The organism is Flavobacterium labens (assembly GCF_048286755.1).
Lineage (GTDB): Bacteria > Bacteroidota > Bacteroidia > Flavobacteriales > Flavobacteriaceae > Flavobacterium.
Genome location: NZ_JBLVPL010000004.1, coordinates 213,695 through 232,831, shown reverse-complemented (window position 1 = coordinate 232,831; position 19,137 = coordinate 213,695). Strand labels below are relative to the sequence as shown.

General features: G+C 32.8%; 16 protein-coding genes. 6 read left to right on the top strand and 10 right to left on the bottom strand.

Features of this window, described 5'->3' with window-relative positions; all coding sequences use genetic code 11:
* Window positions 1-28 precede the first annotated feature (28 nt).
* Both ACNQF8_RS11310 and ACNQF8_RS11305 read right to left on the bottom strand, forming a co-directional pair.
* Window positions 29-661: a hypothetical protein gene (locus tag ACNQF8_RS11310; RefSeq protein WP_417950214.1), complete on the bottom strand. Its 633-nt coding sequence runs from the start codon at window positions 659-661 to the stop codon at window positions 29-31.
* Window positions 658-1,161, bottom strand: coding sequence for an RNA polymerase sigma factor (locus ACNQF8_RS11305; protein WP_091171887.1), 504 nt, complete (start codon window positions 1,159-1,161; stop codon window positions 658-660). Before ACNQF8_RS11305 ends, ACNQF8_RS11310 begins: the two co-directional genes overlap by 4 nt.
* 304 nt (window positions 1,162-1,465) lie before the next feature.
* Between ACNQF8_RS11305 and ACNQF8_RS11300 the strand changes: the two genes are divergently transcribed.
* Window positions 1,466-2,770, top strand: coding sequence for an NAD(P)/FAD-dependent oxidoreductase (locus tag ACNQF8_RS11300; protein ID WP_417953502.1), 1,305 nt, complete (start codon window positions 1,466-1,468; stop codon window positions 2,768-2,770).
* A 438-nt stretch (window positions 2,771-3,208) separates the two neighbouring features.
* Here ACNQF8_RS11300 and ACNQF8_RS11295 read toward each other — a convergent pair whose 3' ends face one another.
* Entirely contained in the window at window positions 3,209-4,270 is a 1,062-nt protein-coding gene (locus ACNQF8_RS11295; RefSeq protein WP_417950209.1) for a DUF3810 domain-containing protein, read from the bottom strand.
* A 109-nt stretch (window positions 4,271-4,379) separates the two neighbouring features.
* Between ACNQF8_RS11295 and ACNQF8_RS11290 the strand changes: the two genes are divergently transcribed.
* Complete coding sequence (locus ACNQF8_RS11290; RefSeq protein WP_417950207.1) at window positions 4,380-5,843, top strand: aminoacyl-histidine dipeptidase; 1,464 nt, start codon at window positions 4,380-4,382, stop codon at window positions 5,841-5,843.
* 253 nt (window positions 5,844-6,096) lie between these two features.
* Here the strand turns inward: ACNQF8_RS11290 and ACNQF8_RS11285 are convergent, their stop codons facing one another.
* The 4 genes from ACNQF8_RS11285 to ACNQF8_RS11270 all read right to left on the bottom strand — a co-directional run bounded on the left by ACNQF8_RS11285 (window position 6,097) and on the right by ACNQF8_RS11270 (window position 10,153).
* On the bottom strand, window positions 6,097-6,435 hold the full coding sequence (locus ACNQF8_RS11285) for a DHCW motif cupin fold protein (RefSeq protein WP_417950206.1): 339 nt from the start codon (window positions 6,433-6,435) through the stop codon (window positions 6,097-6,099).
* A 146-nt stretch (window positions 6,436-6,581) separates the two neighbouring features.
* Entirely contained in the window at window positions 6,582-7,349 is a 768-nt protein-coding gene (locus tag ACNQF8_RS11280; RefSeq protein WP_315206817.1) for a carboxypeptidase-like regulatory domain-containing protein, read from the bottom strand.
* Window positions 7,350-7,437: 88 nt separating this feature from the next.
* Entirely contained in the window at window positions 7,438-9,369 is a 1,932-nt protein-coding gene (locus tag ACNQF8_RS11275; protein ID WP_417950203.1) for a DEAD/DEAH box helicase, read from the bottom strand.
* Window positions 9,370-9,574: 205 nt separating this feature from the next.
* Complete coding sequence (locus tag ACNQF8_RS11270) at window positions 9,575-10,153, bottom strand: non-canonical purine NTP diphosphatase (RefSeq protein WP_417950201.1); 579 nt, start codon at window positions 10,151-10,153, stop codon at window positions 9,575-9,577.
* Window positions 10,154-11,226: 1,073 nt separating this feature from the next.
* Between ACNQF8_RS11270 and ACNQF8_RS11265 the strand changes: the two genes are divergently transcribed.
* Complete coding sequence (locus ACNQF8_RS11265; RefSeq protein ID WP_417953504.1) at window positions 11,227-13,608, top strand: hybrid sensor histidine kinase/response regulator; 2,382 nt, start codon at window positions 11,227-11,229, stop codon at window positions 13,606-13,608.
* On the opposite strand, the gene ACNQF8_RS11260 is transcribed toward ACNQF8_RS11265, so the two are convergent.
* The gene (locus tag ACNQF8_RS11260; protein ID WP_315207766.1) at window positions 13,605-14,369 is read right to left on the bottom strand and encodes an NYN domain-containing protein; all 765 of its coding nucleotides are present in this window, start codon (window positions 14,367-14,369) and stop codon (window positions 13,605-13,607) included. The two genes, ACNQF8_RS11265 and ACNQF8_RS11260, sit on opposite strands and share 4 nt — an antisense overlap.
* 307 nt (window positions 14,370-14,676) lie before the next feature.
* On the opposite strand from ACNQF8_RS11260, the gene ACNQF8_RS11255 reads away from it, so the two are divergent.
* Both ACNQF8_RS11255 and ACNQF8_RS11250 read left to right on the top strand, forming a co-directional pair.
* Window positions 14,677-15,939, top strand: coding sequence for a cysteate-C-fatty acyltransferase (locus tag ACNQF8_RS11255; protein ID WP_417950197.1), 1,263 nt, complete (start codon window positions 14,677-14,679; stop codon window positions 15,937-15,939).
* 120 nt (window positions 15,940-16,059) lie between these two features.
* Window positions 16,060-16,533, top strand: coding sequence for a hypothetical protein (locus ACNQF8_RS11250; protein ID WP_417953505.1), 474 nt, complete (start codon window positions 16,060-16,062; stop codon window positions 16,531-16,533).
* 90 nt (window positions 16,534-16,623) lie between these two features.
* On the opposite strand, the gene ACNQF8_RS11245 is transcribed toward ACNQF8_RS11250, so the two are convergent.
* Together ACNQF8_RS11245 and ACNQF8_RS11240 are read right to left on the bottom strand one after the other, a co-directional pair.
* Entirely contained in the window at window positions 16,624-17,742 is a 1,119-nt protein-coding gene (locus ACNQF8_RS11245) for a GTP cyclohydrolase (protein ID WP_417950193.1), read from the bottom strand.
* The gene (locus ACNQF8_RS11240) at window positions 17,742-18,701 is read right to left on the bottom strand and encodes a transporter (protein ID WP_417950192.1); all 960 of its coding nucleotides are present in this window, start codon (window positions 18,699-18,701) and stop codon (window positions 17,742-17,744) included. Before ACNQF8_RS11240 ends, ACNQF8_RS11245 begins: the two co-directional genes overlap by 1 nt.
* A 125-nt stretch (window positions 18,702-18,826) precedes the next feature.
* On the opposite strand from ACNQF8_RS11240, the gene ACNQF8_RS11235 reads away from it, so the two are divergent.
* Window positions 18,827-19,108 (top strand): DUF4834 family protein, encoded by a 282-nt coding sequence (locus ACNQF8_RS11235; protein ID WP_417950190.1) that lies wholly within the window; start codon window positions 18,827-18,829, stop codon window positions 19,106-19,108.
* The last annotated feature ends 29 nt before the right edge of the window (window positions 19,109-19,137 follow it).

The following is a 19,137-nucleotide window of genomic DNA, read 5'->3' as shown; positions in this document are numbered from 1 at the left end:
TTGAATTTTAAGACTTTTTCTCTTGGACTTAAAGATCTATTTTCTTTAGTTCTTTATAATTAGCATACAAACGACGTAGTAAAGTGCCATATAATACTCGATAAAACAACCAAAGTAAGCCAAATAACGCAATACTAAAAATACTTAAAACTCCAATTGTAATGGCCATAATCTTAGCACTACTATTTATTTGCTGCTTGAAAGCATCCATTTCAGGATTGTAGGCAAAAGCAATGATAAATCCTACGATTAAACTAAACACTAACATTCCTAAATTATACCAAACATAATATTGAACTGTTTTTCTGGTCTTCAGGATATCCTGCATCAATTGTTTGGTTGTAGCAATTGTAGATATTACTTTATATCTTTTATAAAAAGAATAAATAAAAATTAAAATTACAGCATAATTGGCATAATTTAGTACCTCAAAATAGCCAATTAATTCAGAATGTTGGATGTTTTTTAAGTACCCATCTGAGTCAAAACAAAAACTCAAACACGTCCACAATAAAACCTCTAAAATACTAATAATCAAAATCCACTTCACAATCGAAGATGATTTTTTATGTATCATTTTATAAATCTCAATTTCTGATACCTGCTCAAAAGAATTATCACTCTTCTGCCAGTCTTTTTTTAATAAATCCAACTCTTTCATATTCCTAATGGATTTAATATTTTTTTTAATTTCCCTTTTATTCTATTCATTTTTACCCTTGCATTTACTTCGCTAATTCCTAAAGTTTCTGATATTTCTTGATAATCCTTATCTTCCAGATACATAAATATCAACGCCTTTTCAATATCATTGAGCTGGTAAACCGCTTTATACATTAGTTTTAGTTGCTCTTCCTCCTCATAATCATATTCCACATCATTCAGGAAATGTTGTCGCCCTTCAAATTCGATAGTATTTATGGATCGTTTTGTTTTTCGGTATAAAGTAATCGCTGTGTTCAGCGCGACTCGATAGGCCCAGGTCGAAAATTTACTGTCGCCCCTAAATTTTGGAAAAGCCTTCCATAACTGAATCGTGATTTCCTGAAACAAATCCTTGTGTGCATCATCGCCATTAGTATACAACCTACAAATCTTGTGGATTATATTCTGATTTTCCTGCAACTGCTTTACAAAAGAATGTTCTAAATTATCACTCATATATACGTTAGTAAGTCAATGCTGGTTTTTGTTACAAAGTAGTACATTTTTTTTAGTAGCACAACAGTATTCATTTCATAATTATGATTAGTCCCGCTGTACATTGCAATCTTTATTTTTCTGAACAAATCAGAAAAATAAAGGATTTCTCCCGAAGCTTCGGGACTATCAGGGCTAATTTACACGTTTATTTATTAGAAGAACATTTCTAAAACAAACAAAAATTTCGATACTATTTGATGAAATGTAGCAATAGAAAACTTTGTATCTTTGGTTTTTAACAATTTTGAACTTTTTTACAAACATGAACATCCCAAATTCAACTTTACCCAGAATAGTAATTATAGGAGGAGGCTTCGCGGGAATTGCATTAGCCAAAAAACTAAAAAACAAAAAAGTTCAGGTTGTCCTTCTAGACAAACACAATTACCATACTTTCCAGCCTTTATTATATCAAGTAGCTACAGGCGGCCTCGAAGCTGGTTCTATAGCATACCCAATCCGAAAAGTAATTCAGGAATACGATGACGTTTATTTTAGACTCACCAATGTCCAAGAAATCGATACTAATAATAAAAAAATAATCACCGAAATTGGAGAATTAAAGTATGATTATCTCGTGATTGCCACGGGTTCTAAAACCAATTATTTTGGCAACAAAGAAATCGAGCGCAACAGTATGGCTATGAAAACCATACCGCAATCGCTAAATATCCGCAGTCTGATTCTTGAAAATTTTGAACAAGCTGTTTTAACCACCGATGTAGTAGAACAAAATAGTCTCATCAATTTTGTACTCGTAGGTGGTGGACCAACAGGAGTAGAGCTTGCAGGAGCTTTGGCCGAAATGAAAAAAGCCATTCTGCAAAAAGATTATCCGGATCTTGATATTGCCAAAATGGAAATCAATCTGATTCAAAGTGGCGATAGAATCCTGAATACCATGAGTGAGAAATCCTCTCAAGCTGCCGAAAAATTTCTAACCAGTTTGGGTGTAAAAATCTGGAAAAACGTCCGAGTAACTAATTATGACGGACGTACTATAACCACAAATTCCGATTTGTCATTTGATACTGCCACCGTAATCTGGACAGCAGGTGTTCAAGGCGCTCTTGTTGCCGGATTAGATGGAAAATCTTTGGTTGAAAAAGTAGAACGCATACGTGTCAATGAATTCAATCAAGTAGTGGGCTACGAAAACATTTTTGCAGTAGGCGATATTGCTTCCATGGAATCCGAAACCTATCCGCAAGGACATCCAATGATGGCGCAACCAGCGATGCAACAAGGGGAATTATTGGGTGAAAACTTAATAAAATTAATTGAAAATAAACCTATGGAAGCTTTTGAATACAATGACAAAGGCTCTATGGCTACCATAGGAAGAAATAAAGCGGTTGTTGATTTGCCTAAATACCATTTCAATGGCGTTTTTGCCTGGTTTGTCTGGATGTTTGTTCACTTGTTTTCCCTTATTGGATTCAAAAATAAAGCTGTCGTATTTCTGAATTGGGTATACAATTACATTCGTTTTGATCGCGAAGGAAGATTAATCATTAGGCCGTACAAAAAGAAAAGTTTTACAACATTTACGAGTGATGAAGTGTAAATTGAGGGTATGAAGCGTTCAGATATTTTAATCAGTAATTATATTATTTTTTTTAGTCTTTTATCTGGTACAGTTGCTTTGGGATTTTTTTCTGAAGTGGTTGATAGCATTTTAGGTTTAAAAAACGGAGATTTATCAAGTGTTTTTCTGATAGGTATTTTTGGCTCTATTTTTAGTTTTTTTACTTATGGAATTTTAGTTTGGCCATTACTAGTTTTAATTATTTTATTAATTGAAATTATAGGGTTGAAATCAAAAGTTTCGGTTACAGATTGCAAGAAATTATTTTTACTGGAATGCTTTGTTATAGTTTTTATTTCTTGTTACTTAGCATCAACATATCAATATAATAATTGGTTTTATTTAATACCCATATTTTCAATTGGACAATTAATCAGGTTAAAAGTCTTAAAAAAAGATTTTTAGGGATTTTTAAATCTACAATACTTTTCCTTCGTAATAATTCACCATCAAATTCACAAATTTGCTGTAGCCTTCTATTCCGTCTTTTTGTTGGTTTACTTTAAGGAATTGGTCGTAAAAAGCATGAAAACCTTTATCGATAATCGTGTCGTATTGTTTCCAGAAATGTTCACTTTCTTGATAATTTTTCAAAATACCGGGATGAACAGTTTTTAATAATTGTTTAAAAACAGCCTCGTCTCTGGCTTGCCAATTGCTTAAACAATACCGCAAAGCCATGCTGTAACCCGAATATTGAATGTATAAATTATCATTTTTTATTGAAGCTAAGAATCCAATAAAGTTACATTCGCTTTCGCTTGCATAACCTATTTGGTGTGCCATTTCATGATTCGTGGTCATTGGGAAACTGTACATTGGACCCAAATAATTAACCTGCGCTTCATTGGTAAACGGATTCAAATAACCTCCAAAACCCATGTATGTCAAAGGTAAACTGATAAGTGATTTTTTGATGCTTAAATGATTATAAGTAAAATGGGGATGTTCTTCAGCTAGTTTTTTGTACCCACTCAAATTCATCTTAAAAACTTGGTTTTGTGAGTAAGGAAATACTACTTTCAAACTATCATTTTTTGTAATTTGTTTTTGAATGGCGTTTGTTTTAGTGATTAACTTTTTGGTAAAAGCCAATAAATCAGCATCTGAATAGTCTTTTTTAATTTCCATTTTTTCAAAAAGCGGTTGGCGGTAATAATTAAACGCCCACAGTGAATGAAACAAGAAGTAGAACACCGAAAAGAAACTTAATATGGATAATATATTGCTTTTCCATTTTAATTTCCAAGATTTTCGTTGGTTCCAAAACCATTTTAAAATAAAACCAATAAGAATAATATACATTAAATCCCCCAAAGAAAATGGAATGCTGCCCAATGCTAATCTTGAAAATTTTGAAAGTATCGGATAAAAACCATTACTGTAAAATTGTTCTACTTGTAGCGGAAAATAAGGTAGAACCTGTAAAATTAGTATTTGGACAAAAAGAAAGAAGGAAAGAAAATATTTTGTTCGCACAGGATGAATTTTAGTAATGTAAATATAATTACAATATCAATTACTACCGTAAGGAATTTAAACTTTGTAACTTTGGGACTTGTAAATGTTAAACCTCAAACGAAAATAAATGAGTCAGGAAATAAGAAATCTGGAACCAAAAGCACTTTGGAACAAGTTTGCCGATTTGAATGCTGTACCTCGTCCTTCTAAAAAAGAAGAGCGTGTGATTGCGTTCATGAAAAACTTTGGCGAAAGCCTTGGATTAGAAACTTTCGAAGATGAAATTCGCAACGTAATTATCCGAAAACCGGCTACTGCAGGAATGGAAAACCGAAAAGCAATAGTGCTTCAAGGACATTTGGATATGGTGCACCAAAAAAATTCGGATACCGTTTTTGATTTTGATACACAAGGAATTGATATGTATGTTGATGGGGATTGGGTTCGTGCTCGCGGAACCACTCTTGGTGCTGATAACGGTCTTGGAGTTGCAGCTATCATGGCAATTTTAGAAAGTACAGATATTCCGCATCCTGCTATAGAAGCTTTGTTTACCATTGACGAAGAAACAGGAATGACAGGAGCGTTGAACTTAAAAGGAGGAGTTCTGCAAGGTCAAATTCTTTTGAATATGGATACGGAAGAAGATGATGAAATCGACATTGGTTGTGCTGGAGGAATTGATGTGACTGCAACTGCTGAGTATGATGAAGAGGAAACTCCGGAAGGATCTGTAGGATATACGATTACTGTAAAAGGCTTGAAGGGCGGGCATTCTGGAATGGATATTCACAAAGGCTTAGGTAATGCCAATAAAATCATGAACCGATTGTTATTTGATGGTTTTGATAATTTTGGTTTACAAATTTCCGAAATAAAAGGTGGAAGTCTGCGTAATGCGATTCCGCGTGAAAGTCAAGCAAAAGTAATTATTGCCGAAGTGTATGATGAAGCTTTTGTTTTTGACATGCAGCAAATTGTAAACGAAATCAAAACGGAGTTAAAAACAACAGAACCAACTTTAGAAGTTGTTTTTGAAAAAATGGATGCAACTCCTGCTAAAGTAATGCCTTCAATTGCTCAGTTTTACTTTGTAAGAGCAATGTACACAGCTCATAATGGCGTTTATAGAATGAGTGCTGATTTTGATAATTTGGTGGAAACATCTAATAATATCGCTAAAGTAATTGTTGGCGAAGGACAGCTTTCGGTGCAATGTTTAACACGTTCTTCGGTTGAAACCTCTAAATTTGATTTGGCGAATGCGTTGCGTTCTGCTTTTGAATTAATGGGTTGTGAAGTGGAATTTTCAGGTTCATATCCAGGTTGGACACCAAATTCTGAATCAGAGATTTTAGATGTTTTAGTTCCAATTTATGAAAAACAAAACGGCGAAAAACCAAAAGTAGTGGCATGTCACGCAGGATTAGAATGTGGAATTCTGGGAACGAATTATCCAGATATGGATATGATTTCTTTTGGACCAACGATTCACGGTGCACATTCTCCTGATGAAAGAGCAAGTATTTCTTCTTCTCAGAAATTCTGGAAATTTGTATTGGAGATTTTAGCTAATATTCCAGTGAAATAATCTTGAATTTTAATAAAAGATAAAACCCTCGTTTAGCAATAAACGAGGGTTTGTTTTTATAAAAAAGAATTAGTCTCTTTTAGGACTGTTTTTCTTATCTCTTTTTTCTTCTTTCTTTTCTTTAGCCGTTTTTAAAGGTTCTTTTTTTACGGTCTTCTTAGCGTCTTGACTTTTTGCCATGATATAGGTATTTAATTTTGTTTTTAATTTTGGTATAAGTAAATGTATATAATATTTTGATTTATTTTAAATATTATTTCAAAAAATCCCCGTCTATGATTAATAATTCAACTCCATTAGCAGTTATAGAGCGATGAGAACTGGCGTCATCTGAAACCACATAAGTCATTCCTTTAGAGAGTTGGATTTGCTCACCGGATTCTAATTCACTAATAAAATCTCCTTCGAGACAATGTACAATATGTCCTTTTTGGCACCAATGATCTGCCAGATAATCTTTGGAATACATTACTTTACGAATTCTAAGTCCGCCTAATTGTATCGTTTGCCAATGCGCCATTCCTGTTATCCCGATATGTTCGGTCTTTTCTATTGAATCCCAATTGATAGTTTGGAAAGGTATGATAGACATAGAATTTATTTTTAGATTATTTAATTGCGTTGATAACTCGAATTTAAGCGCTTTAAAATAAAAAATCCCCAACTACTTTCGGAATCGGGGATTAAATTGTTTTTTATTTCAAAATGACTAGTTATTTAAGTAATGGAATACTGTATTTATTTTTTCTTTAGAACTTTGTATTCCTCATAACATCCGCTTATAGCATCCATGATTTGCAAATCATTAGCTGTTTTTATAAAAGATTCAGAGTAGTTACAACGTTGCAGAATTTCAGCTATTTCATTTTTGTCAACACCTAAAAGAACTGATATTGTTTCTCTGTCAAATTTAGATTCCAAAAGATTTCTTACCGTGTCATCTTTCTTCATTTCTTTCAGTTTCTTGAGCTCTTTTGGATTCTTACCAAAGAAATTATAGAGCATGTCCGCGGGATTAAATATAGAACCCAGCACTCTTCCAAAAGCATTTGGAGAATATTCCCCTGCTTCATATCCTTGCGTTAAGCCGGAAATACTATATCTGTAGTTTTCTCTAACCGGGATAATTTTAGTATCTACTTCAAGATATCCTGTTAGATTAAAAGGTCTGATTACGACTTCTTCAAGTGCAATTGCTTTTTCGGTAAGTTGTATTTTGGTGCTTTTGTTTTTTATCCAGTCATTGGTTACACGAACGCGAAGTGATTGAAATCCTAAACTAGTAATGTGAAGCGTGTCGTTCAATTGTACATCTATTTCAAAATATCCTCCTGAATCGGTTGTTGCACCTCTAACTTTATTAATATTAATGATATTTACACTAGATAATACTTGTCTAGTAGTATTGCTGATAATGATACCATTAACTTTTTGGGAGGGTTCTTTAACTTGCGCAAATGCAGTTGCGGAGAGTACTAAAAAAAAGAAAACTACAAAATATTTCATAAACTGGTTTAAGACTTTAAAAGTAATAAAACAGGATTAAATATTTTGTAGTTCCAGTATATAATTATAAGAAAATTAACAATGAATGTTAGTCTCTTCTTGGTCTTCTTGGTCTTGGTGAGTCACCAAAGCTTTCAGAACGTCTTGGTGCCCTGTCAGATGAACCTTCAGTTCTAGGTCTGTCAGAAGAAAAACCACCTTCTCTTCTTGGAGCTGATGAGCTTCTTGGTCCGAATCCACCTTCTCTTGGAGCTGAATTTCTATCGCTTCTAAATCCACCACCTGAACCTTCTCTTCTTGGAGCAAAGCTTCCTTCTCTTCTTGGAGCAGAACTTCTTCCACCACCAAAACTTCCACCAGAACTTCTTCCGTTATGGTCACGTCTTCCGCCACCATCATTTTTAGAAATTTCAACATTGATTCTACGTCCTTCTAATTGTACGTTGTTCAATACTTCCATTACTTTATCAGTATGTTCCGGATCAGTGTTAAAGAAAGAGAAACCTTCTTTTACATCTACTTTGAAAACGTCATCACGACCTAAGTCTAATGTTTCTTTCAAGTAATCTTTCAATGACATCCAATCAAAGTTATCTCTAGAACCTATGTTCACAAAATATCTTGTTGCACCACCATTGTTATTTTCTCTTGGAGCACCATCTCTATCGTCACGATCACGTCTTTCAGAACCTGAAGCTTGATTAGAAATATCTCTAGTTTTCTTGTAGTAATTGATAAAACGATTAAATTCAACCGATACCATTTTCTTGATTAATTCTTCTTTCGATAAACCTTCAAGTACGCTGTTAATTGCAGGAAGATAGTTGTCAATTTCGTGATCAACTTCTGTATCTTTAATTTTAGTAGCTAAGTGTAATAATTGGATTTCGCAGATTTCAATTCCAGAAGGAATTGTTTTTTCTTCGAATTTTTGTTTGATGATTCTTTCAATTGAAGAAATCTTACGCAATTCACTTTTAGTTACGATTACAATAGAAGTTCCTAATTTTCCGGCACGACCAGTACGACCTGAACGGTGGTTGTAGGTTTCAATTTCGTCAGGTAATTGATAATTCACTACGTGAGTAATGTTATCAACATCGATTCCACGAGCAGCAACGTCAGTAGCTACAAGCATTTGAATTTGTCTTCCTCTAAAAGATTTCATAACACCATCACGTTGCGCTTGAGATAAATCTCCGTGCAATGCAGCAGCGCTGTATCCATCTTCAACTAATTTTTCAGCAACAGCTTGTGTATCACGTTTAGTTCTACAAAAAACTACTGAGAAGATGTCTGGATTAGCATCAGCTAAACGTTTCAAAGCTTCGTAACGATCACGTGCATTTACAAGGTAAAATTCGTGAGAAACGGTAGCAGAACCTGAGTTTTTAGCACCAACTGTAATTTCAATTGGGTCTTTCATGAATTGTTTTCCAATACGTGCTACTTCAGCAGGCATTGTTGCAGAGAATAACCATGTGTTTTTTTCATCTGGCGTAGTAGAAAGGATGTTTACGATATCTTCGTAGAAACCCATGTTCAACATTTCGTCAGCTTCATCTAGAATACAAAAACTAATTTGAGAGATGTTTACTAACCCTCTATTAATCATGTCTTGCATTCTTCCTGGAGTTGCCACAATAATTTGTGCGCCTCTCTTTATGTCTCTCGCTTGTTCTGTAATGCTAGCTCCACCGTAAACTGCTACCACATTAATACCTTTTTCGTATTTAGAGTAGTTTTTAATTTCGTTGGTAATCTGCAAACAAAGTTCGCGTGTTGGAGATAAAATTAATGCTTGTGTGTTTCTGTTGTTGGCATCAATTTTCTGAATAACTGGAAAACCAAAAGCTGCCGTTTTCCCTGTCCCTGTCTGAGCCAACGCAACCATATCTGTGTCTTTTTCCAATAATAGGGGAATCGCTTTCTCCTGTACTTCGGTCGGATTCTCAAATCCTAGATCTAAAATCGCCTTCAGTAACGATTCACTCAATCCTAATTGTTCAAATTTATTCATATGTATTTTTAAAATAGGGTGCAAAATTACTGTTAATAATCGATATAAACTAATGCTATTTTAAGATTTAATGTTTTATTATAATTTGATTATCAGAAAGTTATATTTTTTATTTGCGAATTATGCGTTTTGATTTAGGATTTTGGTGTGAAATTACGCCTTGGATTTTGTTTTTTTGTTATAAAAATGTTGTATTTTATGGCGTTTATTTATTCAGTTTTAAAAAATCAATTAATAGCTGTGTAGCTTTTCCTCTGTGGCTGATTTTATTTTTTACATCCAATGATAATTGGGCAAAAGTTTCCTGATATTCTTCAGGTTTGAAAATAGGGTCGTAACCAAATCCCTGATTACCTGATTTTTCTAAAGTAATTTCGCCACGGGCAATTCCTGTAAAAAGATGCTGTTTTCCGTTTAAATTCAATGCAATCACTGTTTTAAACTGTGCCTTTCTATTACTTTTATCGGATAAGCATTCTAATAATTTATCCATATTATCATCAGAATTCCGTTGCTCTCCGGCATATCTTGCAGAGTAAACGCCAGGTTCTCCATTCAGGGCATCTACTTCCAGTCCGGTGTCATCAGCAAAACAATTGTAACCGTATTTTTGTGTAACGTAATTAGCTTTCAGAATCGCATTGCCTTCAATTGTTGTGGCAGTTTCAGGAATGTCCTCATAACAGCCGATACTTTCTAAGCTCAGAATTTCAATCGTGTCAGGAAGTATACTTTGTATTTCTAGTATTTTATTTTTGTTGTTGGAAGCGAAGACAAGTTGCATTTTATTAGTTTTAATTTTACTCTTCAAAGATACATTTTTTTAGATAGTGCGTTGAGATGGTGTCAAGATCAGTCCGAAGAGTCTATTGATAATACGAGTAGCTGTGTGTTTGGAGGTTATTAAATGTTTACGGATGTAATTTATTGGAAATCAATATGTTAATTAATAGTTAAAGTATTGTTTTCTAATGATTAAACTAACATAAGTTGTATCTTTGAGTGTGGTTTTGATTAATCACTTCAATAAAAACTATCTGCAAGGAGAAGAGTATTCAAATTGTCATTTCGTACTGAACGGTATGTTTGATAAATGGTAAATCAAAATTTACAATCGGAGGCCCTTTAAAAAGGCCTCCTTTTTTTTGTGGTATAATTTTAAGGATTTAAATTTTTAAAGTATGAATTAAAAGGACATTTTTCAAGATGTGAAATGATTACTAATTGTAATTTATATGCTGTGATCTAATGCGTTAATTATTAGTTAAACGTTTGTTTTTGAGTGATTTATATTAAATAAGATTGTATCTTTGAATGTGGTTTTGATTAATTACTTGAGTATATCACTCTTACAATAAGATATGATAATTCAATAGTCAGCTATACTACTATAATTGTATGAGTTGATAATGGTAAATCAGAACCGACAACTGGAGGACTCAAAAGGTCCTCCTTTTTGTTGTCGTAATTTTACTATCTGGTTACGCTTTGCAAATTCGTCACCACCCATGAAAATTTAATATCAGCAAAGCTTTTTTACTAGTGACAGCCAAAAGTTAATTTACAGCATGTAAAGTGTATTTATAAAAACAAAAAACTTCCTCCAGTTTATAAGTCAAAACCAAAATTGCACAAGCATTTTTATCTGAATAAACAGTACAAAATAATCAGATAAATTGTGAATACGGTGATTCCTAAAACGAAAATTTATTGTTTCTTGTTAAAGTTTTTGAACTAAATTAACGAGGATATTGAAAATTAAGCTTTTTTACCAGAAAATAAAGACTTAATTTAACTACTTTAAAAATCCAACGTATTATTTTTATCGTAAATACATAATACTAAAATTATATGCACATGTATCAAAGATTATCGAATACCACCCATACTGTTTTACTATTATTTTTTGTTTTTTTGTTTTCAACCAATAGTTTTTCACAATATATTTTTAATAAAAATTCACTTCCTACAGAGTTATCGCTCCATAGTTTTACTACAATTGCTGATGTGGGCCAGCAAAATTTAAAAATTCAAGAGGTAATTGCTAATTACGAGTCTTTAAATCCCAAAAAACTTGAAACCGAAAATGATGATTTGGGTTTTACTGAGAACAATTTTTGGGCTAAAGTCGAACTTGAAAATCGAACAGATACATCCTTAGAATATTATCTCGAAACAGCAAGGCCAATAACTGATCTGGTAGAATTGTATATTGTTGATGGCGCCTCCGGGAAAATTGTCAAAATGGTAAGTGGTGATAGAATGCGGTATTCTGAGCGTAGTTTTGATAATAGAAAATCAATTTTCGAGTTAAAAATTCAGCCTAAATCCAATCTGAAATTGTTTTTGCATCTAAAGAGCGATGGTGAAGTAATAAAAATTCCTGTAATGCTGTATTCATCGGAAAGTTTCATAACTATGATTTCAAATGAGCAATTATTTTTTGGAATATTTTATGGTATTTTGTTAATCGCGGCAATTATCTATTTTTTCTTCTTTTTTGCTTTAAACGAAAAGATATTTTTATACTATAGTTTGTATGTTTTATTTGTTGGTTTACTGCAATTTGCTTTAGATGGTTTTTTCTATAAGTATGTCACTCCAAATGCAGGATGGTTTTCCAATCATGGCGTATTATTTATTGCGATAATTGCTGTTTTTCTATCGGGTAAATACAGTGAATTGTTTTTGAAAATTAAAGAGAATAGCAAGAAAATTTATATTCTATTCAATGTAGCGTATGCATTATTGTTTTTGTTATTGTTCTGTGTGATTTTTATTCCATCACTCTTGTTGTTTTGCTATGTTTTAGTCAATGTGCTTACGCTGGTTTTTTTGATCTTAATTGTATATTCAATAATTTATCTTTATTACAAAAAAAAGCCTGTAGACTTTTTGTTTACAACTGGTATTTTATTTTTGATTTTAGGTTTTGGTATATTTATTTTATATAATTTCGGGTTATTTCCTATTAACTTTTTTACTCAAAACAGTTCGAAATTGGGAACAGGTTTAGAGGTTATTTTTCTTTCATTATCGATGTCAAATTTGATTCGGAATCTTAAAAATGAGAAAAACGAACTCAATCGTCTTGCTTTGGTTCGTTCTGAAGAAATGAATGATTTGAAATCCTATTTTTTATCGAATATTAGTCATGAATTACGAACTCCTTTGAATGCAATTATGAATTTGATTGACTCCATTTCTGTAGAAGTTCAGGATGATAAAATCAGAAAAAATTGCCAAATTATAAAGTATTCTTCACACAGTTTATTGAGTTCTGTAAATGATATTTTAGATTTTTCTAAAATTGAGAAAAAGGAATTAAAATTGGAATCCGTTAAGTTTGATCCCGCGAGAGTTCTGGAAAATTTAAAAAATAATGCGATCAATAGAGCTAATGATCAAGGACTAGAGTTTCAATTTTCAAAATCAGATGCGATTCCTGATTTTTTAATTGGCGATGTGACTAGATTGGTTCAAGTTGTAAATAATGTATTAAATAATGCCATCAAATTTACATCTAAAGGTTTTGTGAAGTTTGATATAGACTGCAAGATTAAAGAAAATAATCGAGCAAGTTTGAAATTTACAGTTTCAGATTCTGGTGTAGGAATTCCTAAAGAAAAAATGAATAGTATTTTTGATTCGTTTTCTCAAAATAGTATTGATAATAAAAGAAAGTTCGGCGGACTTGGATTAGGGCTTTATATTGTAAAGACTTTAGTGGATATGCAAAATGGGACCATTGATATGGATAGTAAAGTCAATGAAGGCACGACTTGTATTATTACTTTAGATTTTGATATTGTACCGCAAGAAAAAAAGTCAGAAGTCTTGACTATGCCTATTGTTTATGATTTAGAAGGTAAATCAATTTTAGTAGTTGAAGATAATCCCATTAATCAAATGGTTGTTAAAATGATAACTAAAAAATGGTTGAATACAACTGTTGTCTATGCTAATAATGGTCAAGAATGCTTGGATGTATTTAAAACAAATCATTTTGATATTGTATTAATGGATCTTCAAATGCCGGTGATGGACGGCTACGAAGCAACTATAGCGATTAGAAATGGGGAAGCAGGAGCTGCTAATGCTTCTGTCCCCATTATTGCAGTTACTGCTGATGTAATGGAAAGTACTAAATTACGTGTGACAGAAATTGGGATGAATCATTATTTATCTAAACCAATTAAGAATGACACTTTATACAGTGCGGTTAAAAACTTAGTTTAACTAAAACGCAATCGTACATAAACGTGTTTAATGCCTTTTTTGTCTGAATCCCTTTCGTCGATTTCTAGAATATCCGTAAGGGATTTTAGCATTGGAGTAAGTTTAGAAAAGCCATAATTTCTTGGATCGAATTCTGGTTTTTTCTTTACTATTAGGTTTCCTACATCCCCAAGAAATGCCCAGCCGCTATCATCGCCTATATCTTCAATGGTAGATTCTATTAACTCGATAGTTTGTAAATCAATTTTATTTAGGCTTTTTGGAGTTGCTTTTTTAGTGTCGGATGCAGTTCGTTTTGGTAATTTCTTTTTGATAGCTCCATCCAAAACTTCAATATAAATAAACCTGTCGCAGGCAACTATGAATGAATTTGGCGTTTTTTGTTCTCCAATTCCAATGACTTTCATACCGGATTCACGGAGTCGAATTGCTAAACGTGTAAAATCAGAATCACTGGAAACAATACAAAAACCATCTACTTTGTCCGAATATAATAAATCCATGGCGTCAATAATCATGGCAGAATCAGATGAATTTTTCCCTACGGTGTAACTGTATTGCTGTATAGGCGTGATAGCATGTTCTAATAATACACTTTTCCATCCACCTGCATTCGGTTTAGTCCAATCGGCATAAATACGCTTGGTGGTCGGTGTTCCAAATTTGGTAATTTCTTCCATCATTCCTTTTACATTACTATAAGGAACGTTATCAGCATCAATGAGAACAGCCAGTTTTAATTCTTTTGTATCTTGTGACATAAATTTCTAATGTTGAAATATTTATTCAAATATACAAAGTTTATTGGGGAAAACCTCTCGAAGTTTGAGGATTAGCCTTGATTGAAACGGTATCCTTTTGTGCTGTTATTGCGAGGAACGGAGTAATCTTTCTTGAAAGCACAAAATATACAGTGTAGCGCAGGACATCGAAGATTCAGTGCAGCTAAATAGCTCCTGATACTCATTAGAATAAACCCTGAAAAATAATTTCGCTTTCAATACCTTTATAAAATTTAAATAATTATTTTTGCAACTTCTTAAAATTAAAATTATTACTTGATATATTATGGTAAAAGATTTATTCGAAAGGATCCAAAACAATAAAGGACCGTTAGGGAAATGGGCTTCGCAAGCTGAAGGTTATTTTGTTTTTCCTAAATTGGAAGGTGAGTTAGGTCCAAGAATGCAGTTTGGTGGAAAAGATATTTTGAATTGGAGTTTGAATGACTATTTAGGTCTTGCTAATCATCCGGAAGTGCGTCAGGCAGATACGGAAGCAGCAGCTCAATATGGTGCAGCTTATCCAATGGGAGCTCGTATGATGAGCGGTCACACCAAATATCATGAGCAATTAGAGAATGAATTGGCTGCTTTTGTAATGAAAGAGTCAGCATATTTATTGAATTTTGGATACCAAGGAATTATGTCAACAATTGACGCTTTGGTTACAAAAAATGATGTAATTGTATATGATGTAGATGCGCATGCTTGTATTATTGATGGCGTTCGTTTGCACATGGGAAAACGTTTTACATACCGTCATAATGATCTTGCCAGTATGGAAAAAAACTTGGAACGTGCTACGAAATTAGCTGAAGTAACTGGAGGAGGAATCCTTTTTATTACTGAAGGTGTTTTTGGAATGCGTGGACAACAAGGAAAATTGAAGGAAATTGTTGCCATGAAGGAAAAATTTAATTTCCGTTTATTGGTTGATGATGCACATGGATTTGGAACACTAGGAAAAACAGGTGCCGGAGCAGGTGAGGAGCAAGGTTGTCAAGATGGAATTGATGTTTATTTCTCTACTTTTGCAAAATCTATGGCTAACATTGGTGCGTTTGTAGCGGCTGATAAAGACATTATTGATTATTTGAAATACAATTTACGTTCTCAAATGTTTGCAAAAGCATTGCCAATGATTCAAACAATTGGATCTTTGAAACGATTAGAATTGTTGCGTAATCACCCGGAATTGAAAGATAAATTGTGGGAGAATGTAGATGCATTGCAAAACGGATTGAGAGAGCGTAATTTCAATATTGGAGATACTAATACTTGTGTAACTCCAGTATATCTTGAAGGAAGTGTGCCAGAAGCAATGATTATGGTAAATGATTTAAGAGAAAACTACGGAATTTTCTTGTCGATTGTAATTTATCCTGTTATTCCAAAAGGGATTATCTTGTTAAGAATGATTCCTACAACGTCTCATACTTTATCAGATGTTGATGAAACATTAACTGCTTTTGAAGCAATTCGTGAGAAACTTGAAAATGGTACGTACAAAGAAATTGCAAGCAGAACTACGGTTGATTTAGACGCTTAGTTTTTGAAATTATAGCAATTTTAAGTTTATAAAAAATCCATCAGCTTTTGTTGATGGATTTTTTTTGAAATGTATCTAGCGAATAATGAGTATATTTATGCAACTTAAAATTTAAAGGTTATGAAAAAAGTAATTTTATTAGGTGTCGTTTTTATAACTGGTTTTGTTTCTTGTAAAAAAGAAAAGGAAACGGAAGAAACGCCAATTGCACCAGAAGAAATAGTTGTAGAAGAAACTGTTTCAGAAGAATGCTATAGTACAATTATTAAAAAAGACACTATTTCGATGTATTTGAATGTAAAAGGAAATCAAATAGCTTCTGGGAAATTGAGTTATAAGTTTTTTGAAAAAGATAAAAATGAAGGAACTTTAGTGGGAGAAATAAAAGGCGATACGCTTTTTGCAGAGTATACTTTTATGTCAGAAGGAGTTTCGTCAATTCGTGAAGTTGCTTTTTTGAAAAAAGGAAATACGTATGTTGAAGGTTATGGCGATGTTGTAGATGACAATAAAGGAAAAGTTACTTTTAAAGATGCCAAACAATTAAAATTTGAAGGAAATATCGTTTTGTCAAAAGTAGATTGTAAAATGTAATTTTCATTATAAAACAACATTATTCAAAACAAAAAATCCATTCGCTGCGACGAATGGATTTTTTTGTTTTAAATGCTAAAATCTAAATTGTTATAAATTCTTTAGAAAAGTACATCTTCTTTTGTGAACAACAGGATTAAAATGTTTCCATAAGTTATGAATGGCAAGATTGTCCGCTAGTTCAGGAGTTCTGAAACAATTGATGACTCCCTTTTCTTTGAAAGTAAGGTAGTATTCATTGAAAATTATCGCTGTAACCGCTTTGTTCTGATAATCTGGATGAACACCTATCAAATAGAAAATCATGTCCTTACTTTGGTTTTTTGCTTTAAGCAAATGAAGGAATCCAAATGGGAATAATTTTCCTTTTGATTTTTGCAACGCTTCAGAAAAGGAAGGCATTACAATACTAAAAGCAACAATATTATGGTCTTTATCTTCCACAAATTTGATGAATTCAGGATTGATAAAACTAATGTATTTTTTCTTGAAATATTCTTTTTGAACGTCTGAAATAGCTACAAAAGACGATAAGGATGCATAAGATTCATTGAATAAATCAAACATTTTATCCACATGTGGCATCACTTCTTTGGTCGTTTTGAAATTAAGCGGACTTAACTGGTACCTTCTTTTTACCAAATCATTTGCCTTTTCAAAAAATTCCGGTTTTACATTTTCGAAAGGGAATTTACTTTCTAAGAATTCTTTTTCTACACTATATCCTAATTGTTCAAAATGAGTGGCATAATACGTATGATTATACCACGTAATCATAGTTCCAATTTCATCAAAACCTTCCGTTAGGACACCAACTTTATCTAAATTTGAAAATCCCATCGGGCCTTCAACGTGTTCTAAATTGTTTTTTCGACCTAATTCATACACTTTTTCCAAAAGTGCTTTAGTTACTTCAATATCATCAATCACATCAAACCAACCAAAACGAACTTTCTTTTTTTGTTGGTCGTTTACTTCACTCCAATTGATGATTGCCGCAATTCTACCTACTATTTCATTATTTTTGTAAGCAATATAAAAATATGCTTCGGCATTTTCAAAAGCTGGGTTTTTTGTTTTGTCAAAGGTTTCCAATTCATCAGCAATGATTGGCGGAACCCAATATTTATTGTTTTTGTATAGGGAAAAAGGGAATTTGATATAATCCGTTAATTCACTTTTTGTTTTAGCTTCTTTTATTGTAATCATTATCCTTTTTTTGTCTTTTTTGCTCTTTTTAATGCTTTTTTATCGGAATCCTTATTGTCAATGTTTATTCGTACTTCTTGATAATTGGCGTCGTAGCGCCAAGAAAAACCAATACCTCCATAAAGTACCGAAGGTGTGTCTTTAAGGCTTGTGCTTATTGATGCATCAATTTGCATGTCTTTATTCAATAAATAAGCCGTGCCACCACGAACTATTGCATCAGCATACAAATCACTTTTTAGGCCTTGATTTTCTACAAAACCAGACCATTTGTTGTTAAAGCCGCGTGTAAGTGTAATGGCATATCCATAGCTAGGAAAATCTGTACCAATGTAATCTGCGGTAATATTTGACACTAAAACCCATCTTCCGTCACCAAAATGGTTTTGAGTAATTAACATCGCTTTTGGTGAGAATTGTGCAGGATATCTACTCACGGTTGGGTTTCTATTTGAAAGCGCATAGGGATTGTTTTCTGCAGAATAATTAACGCCCACAAATCCAGAGATAGCTGGAATTAACTGGTGCCAATTGAATGCTCGATTGGCTTTCCAACTGTATATGTTTACCTTTTTTTCGTAATTTTTGAAAGGATCGTAAATCAAATATTTAGCTCCTAAAACAGTTTGTTTGAAATCAGCAATGGCAGTTTTGTTTAACAAGGAGGTGTAGGTTTCATTTTGATATTGTATATCGACTATCAATTCCAGTTTTTCCATAAATAATCCCCATCGTAAGGTGGCATCAACCCCAAAACCATTGGCATCATAATTCAATAAGCTATGATTTTGTTTTATGCCGTAAACGCCTGTTTCTATTTGGATTACTGACTTTCCAACTGCGTAAGCCGACATAGTTTCGCCTGGTCTGTTAGAATTTATTTGATCTGTATGTTGGCCATAATGAATACTTGGAAGCATTGAAATAGCAGCGATAAGTAAGATTTTGATTTTGGACATATTATTTTTTTTGGGTTAAAAAGTAATAACGCTTTTCAAATGTACTATATTTTATTATTTATTTAAGAGAGATATTTTAATTTTGAACGGTTGATTTATTAATTTTGGAAAAAAATTACACTTATATGCAAACAGCTTCTTTCATTGGTTTTATAAAAGCGCTTTTTTACATGATCGCTTTCTATTATATTTTTAGATTTTTAGCAAAACTATTTTTGCCATTATTGGTTAAAAAGGTAGTCGAAAAAGCGGGAGAAAATATGCAGAAGCAACAGCAATATGCACAAGATAATTCTTGGAAAAAAACTCAAACTAAGGATGAAGTAATTTACAATACGGCAAATGCTAAAAACCCACGCGAAACCAAAAAAGTGGGCGATTATGTTGATTACGAAGAAATAGATTAAATTTGTCGTTTTTAGTACCGTTTTTATTC